General features: G+C 60.1%; 21 protein-coding genes. 5 read left to right on the forward strand and 16 right to left on the reverse strand.

Features of this window, described 5'->3' with window-relative positions:
- Position 1: 1 nt before the first annotated feature.
- Both L6R21_02200 and L6R21_02205 read right to left on the reverse strand, forming a co-directional pair.
- Positions 2-1,282 carry a tetratricopeptide repeat protein gene (locus L6R21_02200; GenBank protein ID MCK6557984.1) on the reverse strand — a complete coding sequence of 427 codons (1,281 nt, stop codon included), beginning with the start codon at positions 1,280-1,282 and terminating at the stop codon, positions 2-4.
- 14 nt (positions 1,283-1,296) lie between these two features.
- Positions 1,297-2,334, reverse strand: a complete 1,038-nt coding sequence (locus tag L6R21_02205) for a hypothetical protein (GenBank protein ID MCK6557985.1) — start codon at positions 2,332-2,334, stop codon at positions 1,297-1,299.
- Positions 2,335-3,325: 991 nt separating this feature from the next.
- Here L6R21_02205 and L6R21_02210 point away from each other — a divergent pair.
- A complete protein-coding gene (locus L6R21_02210; protein MCK6557986.1) occupies positions 3,326-4,177 on the forward strand; it encodes an SDR family oxidoreductase in 852 nt (283 codons plus the stop codon).
- A gap of 280 nt (positions 4,178-4,457) precedes the next feature.
- On the opposite strand, the gene L6R21_02215 is transcribed toward L6R21_02210, so the two are convergent.
- Positions 4,458-5,915, reverse strand: coding sequence for a PQQ-dependent sugar dehydrogenase (locus L6R21_02215; GenBank protein MCK6557987.1), 1,458 nt, complete (start codon positions 5,913-5,915; stop codon positions 4,458-4,460).
- Positions 5,916-6,152: 237 nt separating this feature from the next.
- Between L6R21_02215 and L6R21_02220 the strand changes: the two genes are divergently transcribed.
- The 4 genes from L6R21_02220 (at position 6,153) to L6R21_02235 (ending at position 9,431) form a co-directional block, all read left to right on the forward strand.
- Positions 6,153-7,184 carry an NAD-dependent epimerase/dehydratase family protein gene (locus L6R21_02220; GenBank protein ID MCK6557988.1) on the forward strand — a complete coding sequence of 344 codons (1,032 nt, stop codon included), beginning with the start codon at positions 6,153-6,155 and terminating at the stop codon, positions 7,182-7,184.
- A gap of 127 nt (positions 7,185-7,311) precedes the next feature.
- Entirely contained in the window at positions 7,312-7,974 is a 663-nt protein-coding gene (locus tag L6R21_02225; GenBank protein MCK6557989.1) for an OmpA family protein, read from the forward strand.
- 49 nt (positions 7,975-8,023) lie between these two features.
- On the forward strand, positions 8,024-8,740 hold the full coding sequence (locus tag L6R21_02230) for a porin family protein (GenBank protein MCK6557990.1): 717 nt from the start codon (positions 8,024-8,026) through the stop codon (positions 8,738-8,740).
- A 370-nt stretch (positions 8,741-9,110) separates the two neighbouring features.
- A complete protein-coding gene (locus L6R21_02235) occupies positions 9,111-9,431 on the forward strand; it encodes a Smr/MutS family protein (protein ID MCK6557991.1) in 321 nt (106 codons plus the stop codon).
- A gap of 142 nt (positions 9,432-9,573) precedes the next feature.
- On the opposite strand, the gene L6R21_02240 is transcribed toward L6R21_02235, so the two are convergent.
- From L6R21_02240 to L6R21_02300, 13 genes are all read right to left on the reverse strand, one after another.
- The gene (locus tag L6R21_02240) at positions 9,574-11,421 is read right to left on the reverse strand and encodes a (Fe-S)-binding protein (protein MCK6557992.1); all 1,848 of its coding nucleotides are present in this window, start codon (positions 11,419-11,421) and stop codon (positions 9,574-9,576) included.
- A 101-nt stretch (positions 11,422-11,522) separates the two neighbouring features.
- On the reverse strand, positions 11,523-12,197 hold the full coding sequence (locus L6R21_02245) for a rhomboid family intramembrane serine protease (protein ID MCK6557993.1): 675 nt from the start codon (positions 12,195-12,197) through the stop codon (positions 11,523-11,525).
- Positions 12,198-12,357: 160 nt separating this feature from the next.
- Positions 12,358-12,729, reverse strand: coding sequence for a DUF423 domain-containing protein (locus L6R21_02250; protein ID MCK6557994.1), 372 nt, complete (start codon positions 12,727-12,729; stop codon positions 12,358-12,360).
- A 14-nt stretch (positions 12,730-12,743) separates the two neighbouring features.
- Positions 12,744-13,382, reverse strand: a complete 639-nt coding sequence (locus tag L6R21_02255; GenBank protein ID MCK6557995.1) for a hypothetical protein — start codon at positions 13,380-13,382, stop codon at positions 12,744-12,746.
- A gap of 65 nt (positions 13,383-13,447) precedes the next feature.
- A complete protein-coding gene (locus tag L6R21_02260; GenBank protein MCK6557996.1) occupies positions 13,448-14,764 on the reverse strand; it encodes a hemolysin family protein in 1,317 nt (438 codons plus the stop codon).
- A 216-nt stretch (positions 14,765-14,980) separates the two neighbouring features.
- On the reverse strand, positions 14,981-15,937 hold the full coding sequence (locus tag L6R21_02265) for a sodium-dependent bicarbonate transport family permease (protein MCK6557997.1): 957 nt from the start codon (positions 15,935-15,937) through the stop codon (positions 14,981-14,983).
- A 3-nt stretch (positions 15,938-15,940) separates the two neighbouring features.
- Positions 15,941-16,759: an ion transporter gene (locus L6R21_02270; protein MCK6557998.1), complete on the reverse strand. Its 819-nt coding sequence runs from the start codon at positions 16,757-16,759 to the stop codon at positions 15,941-15,943.
- A 53-nt stretch (positions 16,760-16,812) separates the two neighbouring features.
- A complete protein-coding gene (locus tag L6R21_02275) occupies positions 16,813-17,925 on the reverse strand; it encodes a site-2 protease family protein (protein MCK6557999.1) in 1,113 nt (370 codons plus the stop codon).
- A 33-nt stretch (positions 17,926-17,958) separates the two neighbouring features.
- Positions 17,959-19,068, reverse strand: a complete 1,110-nt coding sequence (locus L6R21_02280; protein ID MCK6558000.1) for a calcium/sodium antiporter — start codon at positions 19,066-19,068, stop codon at positions 17,959-17,961.
- Positions 19,069-19,152: 84 nt separating this feature from the next.
- Positions 19,153-19,569, reverse strand: coding sequence for a monovalent cation/H(+) antiporter subunit G (gene mnhG, locus L6R21_02285; GenBank protein ID MCK6558001.1), 417 nt, complete (start codon positions 19,567-19,569; stop codon positions 19,153-19,155).
- Entirely contained in the window at positions 19,553-19,807 is a 255-nt protein-coding gene (locus L6R21_02290) for a cation:proton antiporter (GenBank protein ID MCK6558002.1), read from the reverse strand. Before L6R21_02290 ends, mnhG begins: the two co-directional genes overlap by 17 nt.
- Before the next feature lie 29 nt (positions 19,808-19,836).
- Positions 19,837-20,304: a Na+/H+ antiporter subunit E gene (locus tag L6R21_02295; GenBank protein ID MCK6558003.1), complete on the reverse strand. Its 468-nt coding sequence runs from the start codon at positions 20,302-20,304 to the stop codon at positions 19,837-19,839.
- A 4-nt stretch (positions 20,305-20,308) separates the two neighbouring features.
- Positions 20,309-21,814 (reverse strand): Na+/H+ antiporter subunit D, encoded by a 1,506-nt coding sequence (locus L6R21_02300; GenBank protein ID MCK6558004.1) that lies wholly within the window; start codon positions 21,812-21,814, stop codon positions 20,309-20,311.
- Positions 21,815-21,870 lie beyond the last annotated feature (56 nt).

Genomic DNA, 21,870 nt, shown 5'->3' on the forward strand with positions numbered 1-21,870 from the left:
TTTAGTTTGGAATTTTTCCGCTCACCACAATCCGGCCGGTGCTGGCCGGTGGAATCAATGGCGCGATGAACACCGGCGGACCTTGCAGCGTTTCGGTGGTGGCCTCCAAATGGCGCTGCTGACGCGCTGCCGCGGGATCGAGCTGCGCAAGCGCCAGCAACTGCGCTTCACTCGCCACCGGCGTCGCGATCACCTCCAACTGCTGCCGGGCAGCGTGAAAACCGGGATCCAGTCGCAGCGCTTCCGTGAAGGCGGCTTGCGCTTGGGGAATCTTCAGGCTGTCGGCGAAATCCAGGCCGCGGCAGAAGGCCACGAAGGCCAGTGTGCTTTCAGTGGGCAGGACCTGAATGGCCTCGCGCTCGCTCACGCTCAGTTTGATGCCGAGCTGCTGAATCAGCGCGAAGGCGAGCTGCTTTTCGAGCTGCAGAATGTCGCTCAGGCGGCCGCTGACGCGCACGGTTTTGGCCACCAACTCACTGGTGGAAGATTGAATGATGCCGGCATCCAACTGCAGACTGGACGTGCCCAGCGCCGTGGCGCCGCCGATGACCACGCGCTCCGCGCCCAGAATGCGGCCGGCGCGCGGCGCCGTGAAGCCGTCATACAACTGCGCCGGCGAGGCGGAAATTTCATTGAGCAGCACTTCCAGCTTGGTGCGTTCGACCAGGCGCAGCTTGTTGACCTTGCCCAAATCCGTGGTGAGCACGGCCGCCAGGCCTTTGAGCAGCGGGTTCCACTCGGCGCGTTCCGAAACATTGCGGAAATAAAGCACGGCCACGGTGTTGGTCGCCGGCCGCGCCAGCGCGCGCGACTGTTCGTCGTGCAGCGCCCGTTGAATCTCCTGCTCCGCGAGTTGCAGGGAAATCCGGCTCATGCGCGCCTGCAATTGCCGGGCGAGGGGATCGAACAGCGGCCGCGGCCGATAGGCGCCATAGGCCGCCAGCGCCTCGGCATACTTGCCCTGTTGCTCGTGCACGTAGCCCAGGAAAAAGAGCGTGCGGCCGTCATCGGGTTGCAGCCGGCGGGCGCGTTCCAGCGCCGCGAGTGCGTGCTCAAGATCACGCAGGTGAAAATAGGCTACGCCCAATTCACGAAAACGCACGGCGTCGCGCGGGCTGTTTTGCGCGGCGGTCAGGAATTCCTGCGCCGCGCGTTCGAATTCGCCGCGGTTGAGTGCCGCCCGGCCTCTGCGCAAATGCGCTTCGCCGCAGCCGATCTGCAGCCCTGTCGCCAGCACCAGCAGCATGGCCGGCCCGCCAAGCCTGCCCGGGAAATTCTTCAATGCTCTCGCTCCGCCTAGCTCTTTTGAAAGGTCTGCAACAGGCTCAGTTTATCTTTCGCCATCTTGAAGGAGGGCGCCAGCTTCAGCACCTTGTTGAGCATGGCCTGCGCCTCCTGGTAGCGCGCTTGATCCAGCATGTTGAGCGCCTCGGAATAGGCCATCGCCGCTTCCAGCGGAATCTCCTTGTGGCGCAGCCGCTCGAGATTCTCTTCTTCGACTTTGTTCACGGCCACGTCGAGATTCTCGCTGACTTTGAGCGCGAGTTTCTTGGCAAGATTCAGCACCTCGTCCGGCGAGCCTTCGACGAAATCGGTCTTGATGATTTCACTGGTCTCGGTTTTCACCAGCCGCACGTCGATGCGCAGCTTCTTCTCGAGCTTCATGAAGCTGCCGATCAACACCGACTGCGCGCCCAGCAGCTTGCCGACGCGCACGGCGAAATCGGGATTGACCAGCGGCTGGCCCTGCACCGTGGCCTCGCTGCGCTGAATTTCCTCGAGAATGAACTGAATGCGCTCGCGTTCCACCACTTTGAGTTTGGTGAGCGCCGACAGATCGGTGATCAGAATGTCCGCCAGCCCCTTGCCGAGATTGGCCGCCTTGTCGGCGTCGCTGATCGAGTTGTTGTCGAAATCCAAAACCGCGACGGTTTTGATGCCGGCTTCGGTCATTTGCCAATAATTGCCCAGCACCTGCTTGCGCGCAGTCAGCCAGCTCCGCATGACTGCCGGATGGCTCAAATAGGAATCGCGCGGTTCGTAGGCCGCGTCGAGCTTGAGAATTTCGGCGAAGCTGGTTTGCACGCGCGCTTCGTTTTGTTTGGCCACGTTGCAGAAGGCCAGGAACTCCCAAGCCTCGACGCGATCGGCGGTGGAGAGGGTGGAAGTCGAGATCAGCGTCTCCAGCAGGTTGATGGCCTCTTCGATGCGGCCGGCGCGAAAATGGGCTTTGGCCCGCTCCAATTCCTGATTTTCTGCGGCCAGCACCGGCAGCGCCAGCAGCAAAATCAACGTAATCCAGCGGCCAAGTGAGTGAACAAAGAAATACTTCATGGCATCAGCTCCTTGGGATTTGTCTTGCCGAGAGGCACCTGCAACTTGGTGAGACACTTCCGGTGTTCACGCATGATACAGCCGGACTGAAGTAACGCATTTGTAATCAATTATCAAACTGCCGAGATTGTAACTGCGGCGGCATAAGTTAAGCGGGATTAAGGGCAAAGCATATGCCAGCGAGGACGGAATGGGGAGCTTGCAGCGCTGCCGAAAATCAGGTGATGCGGCTGCGCTACTCAAAGTGGCAGGATCATGGTGTTCATTCCCTCGCGCAAGATCGGATGGCCGGCAAGAACCGCCGATCAGTTCGAAGCCGGTCGTTCGTGACGCAACTACTCTAATCATTTCTGAGAGAAAAGCAATGGGATTCTCGGCGGCGGGGCGATGCTTCGCGAGCGGGGAGATTTAGTGTCCGTCCGAAAATGCCCCCACCCCGGCTGAGGCGAGGGTTCCAAAACTTCGCGCATTGTGAAACGCTGGGGCCTTTAATGCAACGGCCAAGCCGTTGCAGGAACGTCTTCTCAAGAGTCCGCTGGAAGCAACCCAACCGATACAATTCTATTCCATGGGTTGGGTTGTTTCTATCCATTGGCGATTTTCTTTGAGTCGCAGATTGATGCGTTGCGGGGTGAGTTTTCTATTGTGAAACGCTGGGGCCTTCAATGCAACGGCCAAGCCGTTGCAGGAACGTCTTTTCAAGAGTCCGCTGGAAGCAACCCAACCGATACAATTTTATTCCGTCGGTTGGGTTGTTTCCATCCATTGGCGATTTTCTTTGAGTCGCAGATTGATGCGTTGCGGGGTGAGTTTTCCATTGTGAAACGCCGGGGCCTTCAATGCAACGGCCAAGCCGTTGCAGGAACATTTTCTCAAAACTCCGCGATTGGGGCGGCGTTGACTTTCCGGCGAAAGTTGGCTATGTTGCGCCGTCTGCCACAGCCCTGCGTCACCGCAACGCCTATTGCTTTTTCACTCGAGAGGAAACCTCATGTTCCATCCCAATCTGTTGCAGAACAAATTTGCCCTGATCACCGGCGGCGGTTCAGGTCTGGGCCTGACCATGGCCAAACGCTGCGCGGAACTGGGCGCGACGATCGCGATTTGTGGCCGCAACGCCGACCGGCTCGCAAAGGCCAGCCAGGAAATCCAAAAAGCCGGCAATGGCCGGGAAGCCATCACCTTCGTTTGCGACGTGCGGGACTATGACGGCGTCGCCGCGGCCATCGAGGCGCTCACTGCCCAACACGGCTTGCCGGACATTCTGGTGAACAATGCCGCCGGCAATTTTCTCGCCGCCACCGAAGACCTTTCCCCGGGCGGCTTCGATGCCGTGTTGAAGATCGTGCTTTACGGCACGTTCAATTGCACGCAGGTGTTGGGGAAAAAATGGATCGCCGCGCAACGCCGCGGCAGCATTCTCAACATCGTCACCACGTATGCCTGGAACGGCTCGGCGTTTGTCGTGCCCTCGGCCTGCGCCAAGGCCGGCGTGTTGGCGATGACGCGCTCGCTCGCCGTGGAGTGGGCGGCGTACGGCATTCGCTTGAATGCCATCGCGCCTGGCCCGTTTCCCACGGCGGGTGCGTGGCAGCGGCTGTTGCCCACCAAGGAAATCGAAGACAAGGCGCGGCAGCGCATTCCCGCCGGCAGATTCGGCGAGCATCAGGAATTGGCGAATTTGGCGGTGTTTCTGGTGGCGGAGGGCGTGGATTTCATTACCGGCGAAGTGGTGACGATCGACGGCGGTGAAGCGCTGGCCGGCGCCGGCCAGTTTTCGCAATTCATTCAGCAGGACCGGCAGCAACTCAAGCGCCTGCTGGCAATGATGCGCGGCAAGTGATTCGTGTCCGTCCAGAAATTTATAAACCGCCCGGGCGTCCGGCCCCGCAGCGCTCGGGCAGTTTTTCGTTTTCGGTGAATGACTACTTGGCACAGCACCTGATTGACGAAGGATTACCCCGAAACGACATTGACTGCCCTTTGCCCCCTGCCCCTTTTTCGTATCCCGCGCAAGTTCTGAAGCATGAGCGGTCTCAGTCCCCCAGCACTCTCTGCAGGTTTTCAAGCGCCAAAAGATTCGGATCTACGCTGGGTTCTAAAAACGGACGCACGTTGCCAGGCTATTTCAAGAAAGTCATGCGCCGCGTTTCGACGTAGCCTTCGCCGATTTGCAGCCGATAGAAGTAAATCCCGCTGGCCTGGCGCTGGCCCGTCTCATTCAGGCCATTCCATTCGACGGCATGCTCGCCTGCCTCTTGTTGCGCCTGCACCAGCCGTTTGATCCGCTCGCCCTTGAGATTGTAGATGTCCAACACCACCCTCCCCGGTTGCGCCAGCGCATAGCGAATGAGAGTGGCGGGATTGAAGGGGTTGGGGTAATTCTGCGCCAGCCGCGTTGCAGCGGGCAACGGCGCTTCCGCGATGTTGGTGCCAGGAATGGCCTTGAAGCGGTAGAGGCGGCCGTCAAACGCGCAGATGTACAATTCCTTGTTCTGATCCAGGCCAAACGCCGCAATGCTGAGATTGGTGTCGATCAACAGCGAGTTGTCGGGGGGATTCACCCCGTCATAGCGCAGCGCCCAAATGCGGCCGGAGACGAAATCGCCATAGACATAGGCCCCGGCGAGCGGCGCGACGCGCGTGCCGCGATAGACATAGCCGCCGGTCACCGAAGCGCCGCTGCTGCGGCCATAATCCCAAATCGGCAACGCCAGCCCGCTTTGATTGCAGCCTGAAGGCGGGTCATAGCAATTCTTGCCTTCCATGATGCGCCAGCCGTAGTTCTTGCCTTTTTCCACAATGTCGATCTCTTCGCGGCTGTTTTGTCCCACGTCAGCCAGCCAGAGCCAGCCGGTCTCGGCATCGAAGCTGAAGCGCCAGGGGTTGCGGAAGCCCCAGGCGAAAATCTCCTCGCGATAGCCGCTGGAGTTGCCCACCAAGGGATTGTCCGCGGGAATGCCGTAATTGCGGCCGGCGGAAGGATTGTCGACGTCGATGCGCAGCATGTCGCCCAGCAGCGTGCGGCGATCCTGGCCGTTGTTCTGTGGGTCACCGCCCGAGCCGCCGTCGCCCATGCCGATGTAGAGGTAACCATCCTGTGGCCCGAAGGCGAGCTGTCCGCCGTTGTGATTTTCATAGGGCTGATTGATGGTGAGCAGGATGAATTCACTGGCGGCCTCGGCGCGGTCGGGATTGTTGGCACTCACGCGGTAGCGCGCGATCACCGTGCGGCGCGGATTCGCGGCGGTGTAATTCACGTAGAAGTAACCGTTGGCCGCGTAGCTCGGGTGAAAGGCGAGGCCGAGCAAACCTTCCTCGTTGCCGCTGTCGTTGACCCGGCCGCGAATGTCGAGGAAAGTATCGGCGGCGGCCACACTGGTGGTGTTGGGGAAAACGCGAATCACGCCGGTTTGCTCGATCACGAACAGCCGGTTGCTGCCGTCGCCGGCGTGTTGCAGATCGACCGGCCGGCTGAAGTTCAAATTGGGAAAGGCAACTTCCAATTGGTATTGGGCAGAAATGGGCGGCGCGAACAACAGCAGCAGGCCCATCGCGGGCAGCGCGAATCCTGGTTTCATAAGTTCTGATCCTTCCGTGTCTGAAGTGAGGGGTGAAAGGTGAAGCGGCGGCAGTGGCCGGCAATATAAGCTGCGGCATGAGATTTTACAAGCAAAAGGCCGGCCGCGAGGCTGTGCCGCGGCATTTGATTTCTTCGGATTTAATGGCTATTTTGCGGCCGGCAACCAACTGCGGCACGGAAGCAAGCGGCAATCACCCGAGTTTCTTTTCTCTCAATTTCTTCATGGGATGGCTTTATGACCAAACACATTCGCAAACCCGGTATTTTGGTGACCGGCGCCAACGGCGAGATGGGCCACGGCTTGCTCGTGCGCCTGGCCGAAATCGGCACGCATCATCTCATCGCGCTCGATGTGCATCCGCTGGATGAAAGCCTGCAACGGCTGTGCAGCGCCAGCATCACCGGCGACATTCTCGAGGCGCGGCTGCTGGAGCGCATGCAAAGTGAGTTCGAGATTCATTGCGTCTATCATCTCGCCGCGCTGCTTTCCACGCGGGCGGAATTCACCCCGGAAGCAGCGCATCGCGTCAACGTCGAGGGCACGCTCAATTTGCTCAAGCTGGCGATCGAACAATCCCGCTGGCACGGCCAGGTGGTCAAGTTCATGTTTCCGAGTTCGATCGCGGCCTATGGCCTGCCCAGTCTCGCCGCCAAAAAATCGGCCGGCAAAGTGAAAGAGGGCGAGTGGACTTTTCCAACCACGATGTACGGCTGCAACAAGCTTTACTGCGAGCATCTCGGCCGCTACTATGCCCACCACTACCGCCAGCTTGCCGCGGACACGCTCAGCGGCGGCATCGACTTTCGCGCGCTGCGCTTCCCCGGCTTGATCAGCGCGATCACCGTGCCCAGCGGCGGCACCAGCGACTACGCGCCCGAGATGCTGCATGCCGCGGCGCAGAACAAGCGCTACGCCTGTTTCGTGCGTGAAGACGTCCGCATTCCCTTCATGGCCATGCCGGATGCCATCGCGGCGCTGCTGCGGCTGGAGGCGGCGCCGCGGCCGAAGCTGACGCATACGGTTTACAACATCGCCAGCTTCAATCCGAGCGCCGGCGAGATCCGCGCGCGCGTGCTGCGCGAGTTCAAGAACGCGCAGATCGATTTTCTCCCGGATGACAAGCGCCAGGCCATCGTCGATTCCTGGCCGGAAGACGTGGACGATTCCGCCGCGCGCCGCGATTGGGGCTGGGCCCCCGATTATGATGAAGAGCGCGCCTTCAGCGAATACTTGATTCCGGGCATCAAGCAGCGCTACCGCCACTGAGCCGCCACACGAAGCTTGACATTCAACGAAATCATGCTAGATTGCCGGGCGCAGCATGCGGCCGGCTGTCTCGAGCCCTTAAATTTCGCAATCCGTAATGATCATGATGGAAGGAGTACAAACTGCCATGAAGAAGACTCTCGTGTTGTTGTTGAGCACCGCCATGCTCGTGAGTGGAATTGGCTGTGGTTGGAGCAAGAAGGCGCAGTATGGCACTGCCGGTGCCGCCGGCGGTGCGGTGGTGGGTGGCGCGATCGGCAAGGCGGCCGGCAACACCGTGTTGGGCGCGATCTTGGGCGCGGCCATCGGCGGCGCGGCCGGCGTCTATATCGGCAACTATATGGACAAACAGGCCGCGGAAATCAAGCAGGACATTGCCGGCGCCCGCGTCGAGCGCGTGGGCGAGGGCATCCGCATCACTTTCGATTCCGGCATCCTGTTCGATGTCAACAAAGCCGAACTCAAGCCGGTGAGCAAAGAGAACATCGCGAAGCTCGCCGCTATTTTGCAGAAGTATCCGGACACGGTGATTTTGCTGGAAGGCCACACCGACGCCACCGGCTCGGCGGAGTACAATCTCGAATTGTCACGGCTGCGCGCCCAGTCAGTGTCCAACTATCTCGCCTCGCTCAGCGTCGATCCGTCGCGCTTTACCATCATGGGCTATGGCAAGGATCAGCCCATCGCCGACAATTCCACCGAGGTGGGCCGGGCCGCCAACCGCCGCGTGGAAATCGCCATCATGGCCAATGAGAAACTGAAGAAAGCCGCGCAAGCCAATGCCGGCTGACCCTGCCTGTGTTTGAGAGGTACATGTTTTCCGGAAAAGGAGTAACTGAATGAAACATCCTGTTGGCTGGATTGCCGCTGCCCTGCTGGGCGCCGGCATCATCGCACTCTCGTTACCGGTCGCGGCGCGCGCGCAAAACGGCCAAGCCGGGCTGCACTTCATGGTTGGCATTCCCCAGGGCGATTTTGCCGATAATGTCGACAACCCGGGCTTTGGCCTTTCCGGCCACATCGGCTATGCGCCGCAAGCCAATCCCTACTTTGTGGGCGTGGAAGTGGGCTACATGATCTATGGCGACAACACCCGCACGGTGCCCTTCAGCTCAACCATTCCCGATGTCATCGTTGATGTCAACACCACCAACAACATTTTGACCGCACATGCGCTGCTGCGGCTGCAATCGAATGTCGGCACGCTGCGGCCTTATGCCGAGGGCGCTTTCGGTTTGAATTATTTGTTCACGCGCACGACGATTCAAAATCGCGGTTTTCTCAATGCCGAAGTGGCCAGCACCACCAACCAGGATGATGCCGCCCTAAGCTACGGCGGCGGCGGCGGCGTGATGCTGCGCGTGCACGAGTCCACCAAACTCGGCCGCACCAAGGAAGTGTTGATCGACTTGCGGCTGCGCTACCTGGCCGGCGGCGAGGCGGAATATCTCAACGAAGGTTCGATTCGGCAGGAGAACGGCAGGATTGTTTATGATGTCAGGCGCTCCAAAACGGATCTGTTCACCATTCAAGTGGGCGCCATCTTTCGCTTCTGAGCTTTGCTTCTGATGGGGCCGGGCCCTCGCGCCTTCGCTGGCAGCGGCGAAGGCGCGAGTCCCTTCGCAGCAATGCCGGCTGCCTCTTTTGTGTCCGTCTGAAAATGTTCAACCTCGGCTGTGCCGAGGTTTCTGAAACCTCGAATGTCTTGGAAGCGCCAAGGCATTCGATGCAACGGCAGGCCGTTGCAAGAACATTTTTCAAAAATCAGCGTTTTCGGACGGCCACTCTTTAATTTCCAAAACCGCCGTTTTGTGCAGGCCGGCGGCCGCCCGCATGCGCAAGGCCGTACGTAGTGGAATTCACAAACGCCAAAGCAAGCAGCGGGGCGGGAATCTCCAATTTCAAAACTGAGCAACAAGCTGGAAGATGAAAGAAGCAGACCCGGTTGAAATGCCGATCGACGGCGTGCTTGATTTGCACACCTTCCGTCCGGCCGAGGTGAAGAACCTCGTGTCCGACTATCTTGCTGCCTGCCGGGAAAACGGGATTCTGCAAGTGCGCCTCATCCACGGCAAAGGCATGGGCGCGCTGCGCGAAACCGTGCATGCGATTTTGAGAAGACTTCCGGAAGTTATCTCATTTCAACTGGCAGATGAGAGCGGCGGCGGCTGGGGCGCGACGGTTGTGCAATTGCGGGGAATGTCCTCATCTTCTACACCCAAACCGGGCAGTGAAAATCCCACCTAAGAAATCACGCACAGCAAGCGGCATTGCCTCTAAAAAAACCGGGATTCGGCCCCGCTGAGTGCAATGCCTTTTCTTCCAACCCCGTGAATCCCGTCAAAATCCTGCAACGCAAGCCAATTGCCTTTGGCTCATTGGCACGGCGCTACAAGTTTTCCGCCACCAATTCCGCCAAATCCTTCGTCTCTTCCACCGCCGCGTTGAGCATCATTTTGCATTCCGGGCAAGCGGTGACGAGAATCTTCGCGCCCGAGGCAGCGATTTCTTCCTTGCGCGTTTGATCGACGCGCTTGACCACTTTTTGCTCGCGGGCAAAACCGGCGTTGCCGCCGCCGCAGCACAGCGAGCGCTCGCCGTGGCGCGGCAGTTCGGCGAGTTGGAATCCGGCTTGTGCAATGACGGTGCGCGGCGCAGCGTAGACTTTTTCATAGCGTCCGAGATAACAGGGATCGTGATAGGTCAGCGTCTTGCCGTTGGCGGTGGGCTGCCGCATCTTCAACTTGCCGGCAGCCAGCAAGCCGGTGATAAACTCGGAGTGATGCACCGTCGCCACGCTGAAATCCGGTTTGAGCGTCGGATACTCGCGCCGAAACGTGTGCAGGCAATGCGGGCAGGGCGAGATCATTTTTTGCACGCCGTTTTGCTCGCAGGCCTCGATGTTTTCGCGCGCCAGCGTTTGAAACTGCATCTCCTCGCCCTGCCGGCGCGAGTGATGGCCGCTGCAGGATTCCTCCGCCAGCACGCCGAAGCTGACTTGCGCCTGCTTCAGGATTTTCGCCATCGCCGCCACGCTCGCGCGCATGTCGGTGTTGTAGGACCAAACGCAACCGAGCCAGAGCAGGTATTCGGTTTTTCCTTTTTCATAGATCGGCAGATCCAGCTCGCGCAGCAGATGGGCGCGCACTTCTTTGCGCGCCGCCAGCGGGTTGCCGTACTGCTCCACTTTTTCGAGAAACTCGGTGGCCACCATGCCGGTGCCGAGCGCGAGTGCCTGCGCGCGCTTGGCGCCGAGCAACAACTGCAGATGCTCGATGCCGACCGGACAGATGTTCTCGCAGGCGCCGCAACTGGTGCATTGCCCCAGTTCGGTTTCAGTGATGATGCTGCCGATGACCGGCGAATCCGGCGCCAGCGCCAGCGCGCGCCGGCCGGCGAGAATGAAGCCGCGCGGATTCAGCTCCTGGCCGCTGTTCCAGGCCGGGCATTGTTCGGTGCAGCGCTTGCATTCCACGCAGGTGAGAAAATCCAGCCGCATCTTCCACGGCACGTCCGCGACCGTCTCCAGCCCGAGCTTGACTTCATCGGTTTCGGCGAGCTTGTCCATGTCGAGATTGAGCGGCAGATAGTCGCCCAGGTGGTGCGTGCGAAAGAAAATGTCGAAGGGCGATAGAATCAGATGCAGGTGTTTGGAACGCAGGATGAGCAGCGGAAAGATCAGGATGGTCAGCGTGTGCGCCCACCAATTCGCCTTGGCCAGCACCGGCTCCGCTTGAAAGCTGTTGAGGTAGGTGAGCATCAAAATCACGATCAACAGGGCAACCAGGCCCGAGCTCCACGAGCGCGGATCCGGCGAAATCTTCACCAGCACAAACCGGCGGAAGGCCAGCCCGGTAATGCCGGCGGTGACCAGCACCGCCATCACCGCGACCAGGGTCTTGAAGGTCGCGACCTGCTCACCGAGAATGACTTGGAGAAACGGCAGGCCGAAGCCTTTGAGAAAGTGATCGGCCGTCTCGGCGCCAAAAATGACGAAGCCGAGAAACACCGCGAGGTGCATGACGCCGACCACCGGCCGCGGTCCGATGACGCGCGTGTGGAAGAAGACTTCCTTGAGCGTGCGCCAGAGCCGGCTGCCGGGACGGTCGGTGCGCACCCGGTCGGAGACACCGGCGCGAATCTGGTTGAGCTTGCGGGAGAAATCCCTGACAAACAGAGCCACTGCCACCAGAATCAAAACCGCCAGCAGGGCCTTTTCCCATAGCGCGAATGTCATGGCCACCATTCCTTGCCTCATGCTGTTCTCACTGCCCGGGCTGCAACCTTGTCGAATACGTCGCGCCGCGCGCCACTCCCGCCGGCAGCAGCAGCCGCAATTCAGCGATAGAAGACTTCGATATCCGAATTCCGCTTTTGGGGTTTGAAAAGGCGCAGCAGGATGATGCCGATGATAAAACCGCCGATGTGGGCGAACCATGCCACGCCGCCGCCTTCCGCAGCGCCGCCGATAGTGGAAAGGCCGGCAAAGATCTGCAGCACGAACCATTGCCCCAGCACCAAAAACGCGGGCACGCGAAAGGTGGCAATGAAAATGATCGGCAGCAGCACCAGCACCCGCGCGCGCGGAAAGCTGACGGCATAGGCCCCCAGCACGCCGGAAATCGCGCCGCTGGCGCCGACCATGGGAATGGCGGAATCGGGCTGGGTCAAAATGTGCGCCAGGGCCGCGCCCGCGCCGCAGAGCACATAGAAAAACAGGTAACGCAGCGAGCCGAGCAGGTTCTCGATGTTGTCGCCGAAAATGAACAAGTAGAGCAGGTTGCCGAACAGATGAAAGAAGCCGCCGTGCAGAAACATGGAGGTGAGCAGGCCTTCCATCTTCTCGCCCTGCATGATGATTCGAGGGATGGCGCCGTAGGTGTCGATGAAAGCCTGGCCGTCAACCTGCGACAACGTGAACTGGTGGATGAACACGAGAACATTGGCGATGATCAACAGAGTATTGACGAGCGGGAAGGCCGTGCGGGGATTGTCATCTTTGAGTGGAATCATGAACTCTCCTTCCGGCGATGCAAATCTGCAGTGCGCTTGACACGCGCAACCTACAGAGGATTTTCTGAAAAGTCAAGCTGCCTGCTCCGTGCCGCCCGGCCCGCGCCAGTCCGCCGGCCAGCAGCGCGCATGTACTCGAAAGTGCCGCCCCTCCCGCGGCTCACTGATTTTTCCACACCGCATACGCCAGCCACAGCCAGCCGAACAAGAACGCCAATCCGCCGAGCGGCGTGACCGCGCCCAGCCATCGCGCGCCGGTCACTGCCAACAAGTACAAGCTGCCGGAGAACAGCAGCATGCCGAGCACGAAGCCCCAGCCCGCGGGCTGCAACGAAAGCGTGGGATGCTGGCCTTGCAGCAAACCGACCAGCAACAGAGCCGCGGTGTGAAACATTTGATACTGCACCGCCTTTTCATAGATGCCCCGGCCGTACGCATCCAGCGTCGCTTTCAGCGCGTGGGCGCCAAAGGCTCCCAACGCGACGCTGAGAAAACCAAAAACAGCCGCGAGCAACAACCATAGTTTTGCCATGGCATTCCCTGAAGTCACGGATTGGTGAATTCTTTGTCAACGATGTTGATGGCGCCGGGATACTTGAGCGGCAGGCCAGCGACAGTGACCGTGGGCGTCGCCGCCAGCGTGATGCGTGCTGTGCTCCCCTCTTTACCAGCAATGGTGAAGGCCAGGTTCAGTATGTCTTTGTAGCCGCGCTCCCCGAAAAACTGATAGAGATCCAGTGACATCTGCAGTGGAATCACCGTGGCCTGGCCGGTGCCAGGGATTTCAATCGGGCTGCTGATGTCGCCATTGATCGTTTCCTTCTCATCGATTTTCAAAGTCCAGGCCAGGGCGCTGAGCACCGCGGCCTTCTGCGGGCTGCCGCCGCTGCCGTCGTTGGGATTCTTGGCGGCGACGTTCAACGTGAAAGCCAGGGGCAGCGCTTTCTGGGCGAAGGCGGAAGTCAGTTTGATGCCGTCCTGCAAGCTCAGGGAAGCAGGATCGTTGATCTTAGCCAGACTCACACCCGCCAGCGTGCCGGGCACGACGCCATCGAGTTTGAATTGCAGCCGTTTCACGTTCAAGAGCGCATCTTGCATTTCCTGCAGCGCGGCGCATCCGGCCAGGGCAACCATCGCGGCCGCCAACGCCAAGCCCCAACTCATTTTCTTACCTCGCCATCTCATGCGGTTCTCCTCGTCTGATTTCTGTTGAGTAGTAGTTCACCAGAATTGCGCGTTCACGGCCGGGATCAAGCACGCTTGGGCTCGGCCGGCGCCAGCGGCAGGGCCTTGATCAGGACCTTGTCAACGCGGTTACCGTCCATATCGATCACTTCGAAGCGCAGGCCCTCCCATTCGAAATACTCGCCGGGGTTGGGAATGCGCTCCATGTGCACCATGATGAACCCGCCCAGGGTCTCGTAATCCCCGCGCTCCTCGCCGGGCAGATCCGACAATTCGAAAAGCTGTTTGAATTCATCGATGGGGATGAAGCCGTCCACCAGCCAGGAGCCGTCTTCACGCTGCACCACCTGGGGTTGCGCCGCCATGCCGAGATTGGGCACGTCGCCGACGATCGCTTCGAGAATGTCATTCAAAGTGAGCAATCCCTGAATCTCGCCGTATTCATCGATGGCGATCGCCAGGTGGGTGCGGGAGGTGCGGAACAGCTCGAGCACGCGCAGGACGCGCATTTTTTCGTGCACGAACAGCGGTTTGCGCATGACGGTGCGCAGATCGGGCGGTTGGCCGCTCAGCACGCTGGCCATCAAATCCTTCACCCGCACCACGCCGAGCAGATTGTCCAAATTGCCCTGGCAAATGGGGAAGCGGGAGAAACCGCTGCTCACGATGCGGTTGCGCATTTCTTCGATGGAATCATCCGGATCGAGCCACACGATATCGCTGCGGGAAGTCATCAGCGTGCTGACGCGGCGGTCGCCCAGGCGAAAGACGCGGTCGAGAATGTGGTGCTCGGCTTCTTCGAACACGCCGGCTTCCGCGCCCTGATCGATCATCGCCAGCACCTCTTCTTCCGTCACCGGCGGTTCCGTGGAGGGTTTGATGCGAAACAGCCGCAACACCGCATCGGTCGAGAAGCTCAGCAGGCGGACCGCCGGGGAGGCGATCACCGACAAGCGCCGCATCGTGTAGGCCATGGCCGCGGCGATGCGCTCGGGCGAATGCAGCGCCACGCGTTTGGGCACCAGCTCGCCAAGAATGAGCGAGGCCAGCGTGATCCCCAACACGACCAGGGCTAGGGCCGCGGATTCGCTGTGGTGCTGCAGCCAGGGCATCGCGGCCAGCGCCTGCTGCAGTTCGTTGGCGAGGGTGGCGCCGCCGAAGACGCCGGCAATTGTCCCGATCAACGTAATGCCCACCTGCACCGTGGAGAGAAAACGATTGGGGTCGTTGGCCAGCTCCAGCGCCGCGGACGCGCGTTCGTTGCCCTCCTCCGCCCACTGCTCCAGGCGCAGCTTGCGCGCCGAAACCAGCGCGGTCTCCGACATCGCAAAGACGCCATTCAGCAGAATCAACAAGAAAATGACGAGTATTTCAATTGCCATCCCATGCCCTCACAACAAGTGAATACCATGCTTCTGTGGATCTCAAGATAATCATGTTCAGTGGAGATTACAAGCCCGGCCTGTTCCCCGCCCTGCCGGAGGTTGGGCCCGGTGCTGCGGGCAGCGCGCTGGAATCGCGCGCCCCGCCGCACCGGTTGTGATCGTGAAAGCCGGTGTCACTGTTGGCAGTGTATGGAAAAGTGGAGGGCCGCGGCTTCAAAGGCTGTGCACCAGGCGCGCCATTTCGAAGTAAATCGGGATGCCGAGGGTCAAATTGAAGGGGAAGGTAATGCCGAGCGAGGCGGTCAAGTACAAAGTCGGATTGGCCTCGGGCACGGCAATGCGCATGGCGGCCGGGGCCGCAATGTAGGAGGAGCTGGCTGCCATGGTGGCCAGCACTGCGGTGCCGCCGTGCGACAGGCCGGCCAGGCGGCCGGCAACGGCGCCCAGCGCGCCGGAGATGAGCGGCATGAGGATGCCAAAAATCAGAAGGAAGAGACCGACGCGCCGCAGATCGGCCAGGCGCTGCGCCGCCACGATCCCCATTTCCAATAGAAAGAACGCCAGCGCGCCTTTGAAACCGTCAACAAAGGCAAACTTGAGCGGCGCCACACCTTCCGGCCCGGCGATCCAGCCGATGGCCAGTCCGCCCAGCAGCAAATACACGCTCTTGTTCATCAACACTTCGTGCGCCAGCGGGCCGTAGGGCACGCGCCCTTGCGCCCGTCCCAGACGCGCCAGCAGAATGCCGACGATGATCGCGGGAATTTCAAGCACCACCAGCAGCAGCGCCATGATGCCTTCATAGGGCACCGCCAGTTGATCGAGATAAGCCAGCACCACTGCGAAGGTCACCGCGCTCACCGAACCGTAATGCGCGGCCACCGCGGCGGCGTCCGGGCGGGCGAATTTTCCCACGAAGCGGAGAATCGCAAAGGCGACAACCGGAATGATGATACCGAGCAGCAACGTGCCGAGCACCGGCGGAAACACGCGCGTGGCGGCGTTGGTGCTCGCCAATTGCACGCCGCCTTTGAGGCCGATGGCCAGCAGCAAGTAGATGCTGAGCAAGTCATAGATCGCGTCCGGCAGTCGTAGATCGGATTTCAAGACGCCGGCCAGGATGCCGAGCAGGAAGAACAGCGTGATGGGATCCAGCAGGTTTTCGGCCATGCCTCAGCTCCTTGTTTCATGCTTGAGCAACAGCGTTTGCAGCGCTGCGACCTGCCGCCGCAATTCAGTGATTTCCTGCGCCAGCTCCGAATTGCCGGCGAGCCACTCCGTGCGCTCGTCGCGGCGCTCTTGCTGCAGTTCCGCTTCGTGTTGCGCCTGCATCGTGTTCACGATGATGGCGATGAACAGATTGAGCACGGCAAAGCTGGTGACCACGATGAAGGGCAGGAAAAACACCCACGCCCAGGGATAGACTGCCATCACCGGCCGGACGATGCCGGAGGACCAGTTGTCGAACGTCATGATTTCGAACAGTGAATACATCGAGCGGCCGATGGTGCCGAACCACTCGGCGAAGCGTGCGCCGAACAATTGATTCGCCAGCACCGCCGTGACATAATAGACCAGCAGCAGCACCGCCAGAATCGAGGCCATGCTCGGAATGGCGGCGAGCAGGGCTTGCACCACCGAACGCAATTTGGGCACCACCGAGAACAACCGCAGCACTCGAAAGATGCGGAAGGCACGCAGCACGGAAAGATTGCCTGCGCCCGGCACGAGTGAGATGCCGACGATGACGAAATCGAACCAATTCCAGCCGCTGGTGAAGAAACGGAGGCGGTAGACGGAGATTTTGGCGGTCAGCTCGACCACGAAGATCAGCAGCGCCAGGCGATCGATCGCGAGCAAAACCGGTCCGAAGGCCGCCATCGCCTCTGCCGAAGTTTCCAGGCCCAGGGTGATGGCATTGAGCACGATGACGGCTGTGATGAAGTGTTGGGTGCGGGTCGATTCGACTATCGTTTTGATGCGCTCGGACACCTTGGCTTGTTTCCTTCCTGTTATGTGAGGCAAAAACTGATCGGCAGATTCGATCAACCCTGAAAAGCCGGCTTCCAGCCGCGTTTTTTTTCGCCCGCGAGCGCGCTTTGAATCATGACGAACTCACCGATGTTGTCCATCGTCACCAAACCGACCATTTTGCCCTGTTGCAGCACCGGCAAAGTGTGGCATTGGCAGGTTTGCAGCCGGACCATCGCGCCTTCGAGCATCTCAGTCGCATCCACGGTTTCGAACTCGCGCTGCATCGCGTCGCGCACGGAGGCCTCTTTCCCAAATTTGCCGAGCGCCATCAGCAAATCGCCGCGGGTGAGCACGCCCACGACTTTTCCGTCGTCGACCACGGGAAAATCTTGTTGCGAGCCTGCCAGAATCAACTCGATGGCGCGGTTGAGCGTGTCGTGGCTGGCGAGGGTTTGGAAGTTGGTGAGCATGGCCAGCTTCACGGGAATGCCGCCGACCGCGGTTTTCATCTGCACCATGCTGGCTTCCTGCGCGGCGCCGATCCACACGAAGAAGGCGATGAACAGCAGAAAGGGGTTGGTGAACAATCCGATGAAGCCGAACAGGAAGGCCATGCCCTGGCCGATGCCCGCGGCAATTTGCGTCGCGCGCGCATAGCCTTTGCGGGTGGCCAGCAAAGCGCGCAAGACCCGGCCGCCGTCCATCGGGAAGGCCGGCAGCATGTTGAACAGAACGAGCCAGATATTCACGATCATCAGCCGTTCGAGGAATGAGCCGCTGGTGACGGTGAGACCGCCCAACGGCTCGAAGGTGTTGGTTACCACCAGCCAAAGGAACAAGGCGATGGCGATCACGACATTCACGGCCGGGCCGGCGAGCGCGACCCACAATTCCTGGCGGGGATCGTCGGGCATGCGTTCCAGCCGGGCGACGCCGCCGATGGGCAACAGGGTGATGTCGCGCGTCTTGATGCCGTATTTTTTCGCGGTCAACGCATGGCCAAATTCATGCAAGAGCACACAACCGAAGAGCGCGAGGATGAATCCCACGCCGGACACCAACATGCTCAGGCTGTTACCTTGAAACCAGTGCATCAGGGCGATGAAACCGATCAGCAACAAGAAGGTGGCATGCAGGTAAACGCCGATGCCGAAGAATTCTCCGATTTTCCATGACCATTTCATCAGTATCTCTCCTTTCCATCAACTCGAGGCAATTCATGCTTCATCTGCAGGGCTGAGCGACTGGTCGCGGCGCCGCTTGCGCCACGCATGTGCCGCCAGGAGTATCAACGTCAAAGCGACCAGAGGGGTAATATATTCGAACATGATCAGACTGAACTCGTCGAGCTGATCGTGGCCGGTGGCATCGAGAATTAGATAAAGCGTGTACGCAAGGTAATAGGCAAAAAACAACGCGCCTTCGCGGCGGCCGATGCGGAAGCCGGTGAAGAAAACCGGCAGGCAGGCAAGCGCCACCGCAATCATCACGGGAATATCGAAGCGCAACGCCGCCGGCGAGACTGCCACGCCGTTGGGCGCGAGCAGGCTGGCTAGTCCAAGCACGGCCAAAATGTTGAAGATGTTGCTGCCCACCACGTTGCCCACGGCAATGTCGCGCTCGCCGCGCATGCTGGCAATGATTGAAGTTGCAACTTCCGGCAAAGAGGTGCCGGCAGCGATGATGGTGAGGCCGATAATCAACTCGCTCAAACCCAACGCTTGCGCCACAGCAACAGCGCCTTCGACCAGCCAGTGTGAACCCAACACCAGCATGCCCAAGCCGGCAATGATCAAGATGAGATTCACCCACCACTTGGCGGAACGGCCGGCGGCGCCGTACTCTTTTTCATATTCCTCTTTGACCTGCTGATTCTCTTTGCGGCTCTGCCGGATCGCCCAGACCACATACGCGATATTGATCGAAAAGAACAGCAAGCCATCGAAGCGGCTCAGGTTGCCGTCCAGCGCCAGCAGCAGCAGCAAAAGCGAAACCGCGATCATCAGCGGCACATCGAGGCGAACGAGCTGCTGCGACACCACCAGCGGCGCAATCATTGCGGAAAGGCCGAGAATGAACAGCACGTTGAAAATGTTGCTGCCGACGACGTTGCCCAGCGCGAGGTCAGCCTGGCCAGTTAAGCCGGATTGAATGCTGACCGCCAATTCCGGCGAGCTGGTGCCGTAGGCCACCACCGTCAGTCCGATCACCAAGGGCGAAATGCCGAGCGCCGCTGCCAACCGCGAAGAGCCTTTCACCAGGGCCTCAGCGCCGACGATCAACAACACCAATCCCAAAGCGAACAACACCAGCACCATCGTGTCCATGAATCGCATCCTCTCCAATAAGGCTGATCAATAGGATTGCGGCCGTCTTTTCCGTGCCGCTTGGCACGCTTGCCCGCGCAATGTTCAGGCGCCCGGTGTTGAATTGCCGGGCGGCGCCACTGCCCTCGTGTCTGGCCGCGCGTGCGCAGCCACACCTGTCAGTTCCTGTTTGTCATGATCATACCGGCCTTCCAGCTCATCGCAGCGGGTTCCCGGCCAGAGGCCCGGGCCGGCGAGATAGGCGGCGCGCGCGATTTTGTGCGCCGCTACGGGCGCCGTTAGAACCAAAAAAACGATGATGGCAATAACGCGCGCGGTGATGGCAAAATCATTGAAGTGCAATGCCGCCGCCAGCATCACGCAAATGACGCCGAGGGTCGCGGCTTTGGAGGTCGCCGACATGCGCAAATAGAGATCGGGCATGCGCACCACGCCGATCGCGGCGAGCAGCATGAAAACCGAGCCGATGATCATGAGAATCAAACTAAACAGATCTGCCATCTTCGGATTTTCTCCTTTCCACATATGCCGCAAACGCGATGGTGCCCACGAAGGAGATCAAGGCCACGACGATCGCCACGTCGAGATACACCGGCTGCTCGGCGCCCACGCCATAAGCCGCGATGATGCCGATGCCGATGGTGGTGATCAAATCGAGCGCGACCACGCGATCGGGCAGGCTCGGGCCGGCCAGCAGGCGTATGAAAGCCAGCACGATCGCCAGGCCAAGCGCCGGCATGATGAGCAACAGGGTGACTGATTGCAGACTCACTCGAACACCTCCCGAATGCGCTGTTCAAAACCCTGCTTGGTGTCCCGCCGGAACTGCTCGGGATCCTCCAGGTGCATGGCGTGCACGTAGAGCACGCGCCGATCGGAGGAAATATCCAGGCTCATGGTGCCCGGAGTCAGGGTGATCAAATTGGCCAGCAGCGTGATCTCGGCATCGGTTTTCACCTCCAGCGGAATCGCCACGATGCCGGGGCGCAAGCGCTGGAGCGGCGACAGCACGCTGATGGCAACCCGTATGTTTGCCACGATCACTTCCCAGGTAAAAAACGCCAGCAGGCCGAGCACACGCGGCACCTTCACGAGATACTGCTCGGAGCCGAAATGGCCGCGCCCCAGCCAAAGCAGAAGATAGCCCAGGCCAAAGCCGAAGAAGAAATTGACCGGACTCAACTCGCCGGTGAGGGCGACCCAGGCGAGCGCCAAAAAGACATTGAGCAGCAGCATGATCTCAATCTGCTCCTAAAACCGTTTTAATGTATTCCGCGGGATTGAGCAATTGCCCGGCCGCGCGTTCGGCCAGCGCAAACACCGGCTCCGCCAGCAGCCCGATCACCACCGTCAGCACCGCGAGCGCCGTCACCGGTATCAACAGCCCGCGATAGCTGCGGTCGTCTGCCGTGCTTGCGGCCTCCTGCCCGGCTTGCACCGGCTCCTCCTCTTGCCAAAAGGCAGCGGCCCAAATCTTCATCATCGAAAACACCGTCAGCAAGCTCACGGCGAGTGCGGTGATGACGATGAGGTATTCTTCGGATTGTAGACCTGCTTTCACCAGCGCGAACTTCGCCCAGAAGCCGGAGAGCGGCGGCACGCCGGCGAGCGACAGCGCGGGAATCAAAAACAGAATCGCCAGGCCGGGCGCAGCGCGGTAGAGGCCGCCCAATTTCTTAAGCTCGTAGCTGCCGCGCAGATGATGCACGGCGCCGCCCACCAGAAACAAATTGGTTTTGACGATGATGTGATGCATCAAATAGAACACCGTTCCGGCCAGCGCCAGCGGGGTGAACAGCGCCAGTCCCATGATCATGTAGCCGATCTGGCTGACGATGTGAAACGAGAGAATGCGGCGGATTTCCTGTTGCGCGGCTGCGCCCAACACGCCGGTGATCATGGTCAGGCCGGCAATGAGCAGAATGAGTTGATGGGTGAAGCCGGTATCCTGCACAAACAGCAACGTGAACACGCGAATCAACGCGTACACGCCGACTTTGGTGAGCAGGCCCGCGAAGATCGCCGACACCGCGAGGGGCGGCGTGTGATAGGAAGCCGGCAGCCAGAAGAACAGCGGAAACACTGCGGCCTTGATGCCGAAGGCCACCAAAAACAACATGGCCAGCGCCATCACCAGGCCCGGCCGGTCGACGAGGCTCAACTGGCGCGCGAGATCGGCCATGTTCAACGTGCCGGCCACGCCGTAGAGTATGCCCACCGCCGCGAGAAACAAGGCGGAGGATACCAAATTGAGGGTGACGTATTTGATGGCGCCTTCGAGCTGCGGCCGCTCGCCGCCCAGCGCCACCAGCACGAACGAGGCAATCAACAACACCTCGAACCAAACATAAAGATTGAAAATGTCGCCCGTGAGAAATGCGCCGCACACGCCCATCAGCAAAACTTGCAGCAGAGGATAATAGCCAAACGATTCCCGGCGCGCGTCGATGCTGAACAGCGAGTAGACGGCCACGGCAAAGCCCATCAAGCCGGCAAGCACGACCATGATGGCGCTGAGCAAATCGGCAACCAACGTGATGCCGAAGGGCGCGGGCCAGTTGCCGATCTGCGTGGCGTGGATGCCCTGGTGCCACACGGAAACGAGCAGGCCCACGGCAACCGCCAACAGCGCGGCCGCGCCGGCGAGATGCAAGCCGCGCTGCACGCGCCGGTAATTCCAAAACAACAGCGCGAGAATCGCGGTGGCCAGCGGAATCAAGATGGGAAGAACCAGCAGTGCATTCATGGGCAGAGGTGATATTCTCGTAGTCGGTAATCGGCTTGTTAATCTCAGAATGAAAT

Source organism: bacterium, from assembly GCA_023150945.1.
Taxonomy (GTDB): domain Bacteria; phylum Zhuqueibacterota; class Zhuqueibacteria; order Zhuqueibacterales; family Zhuqueibacteraceae; genus Coneutiohabitans.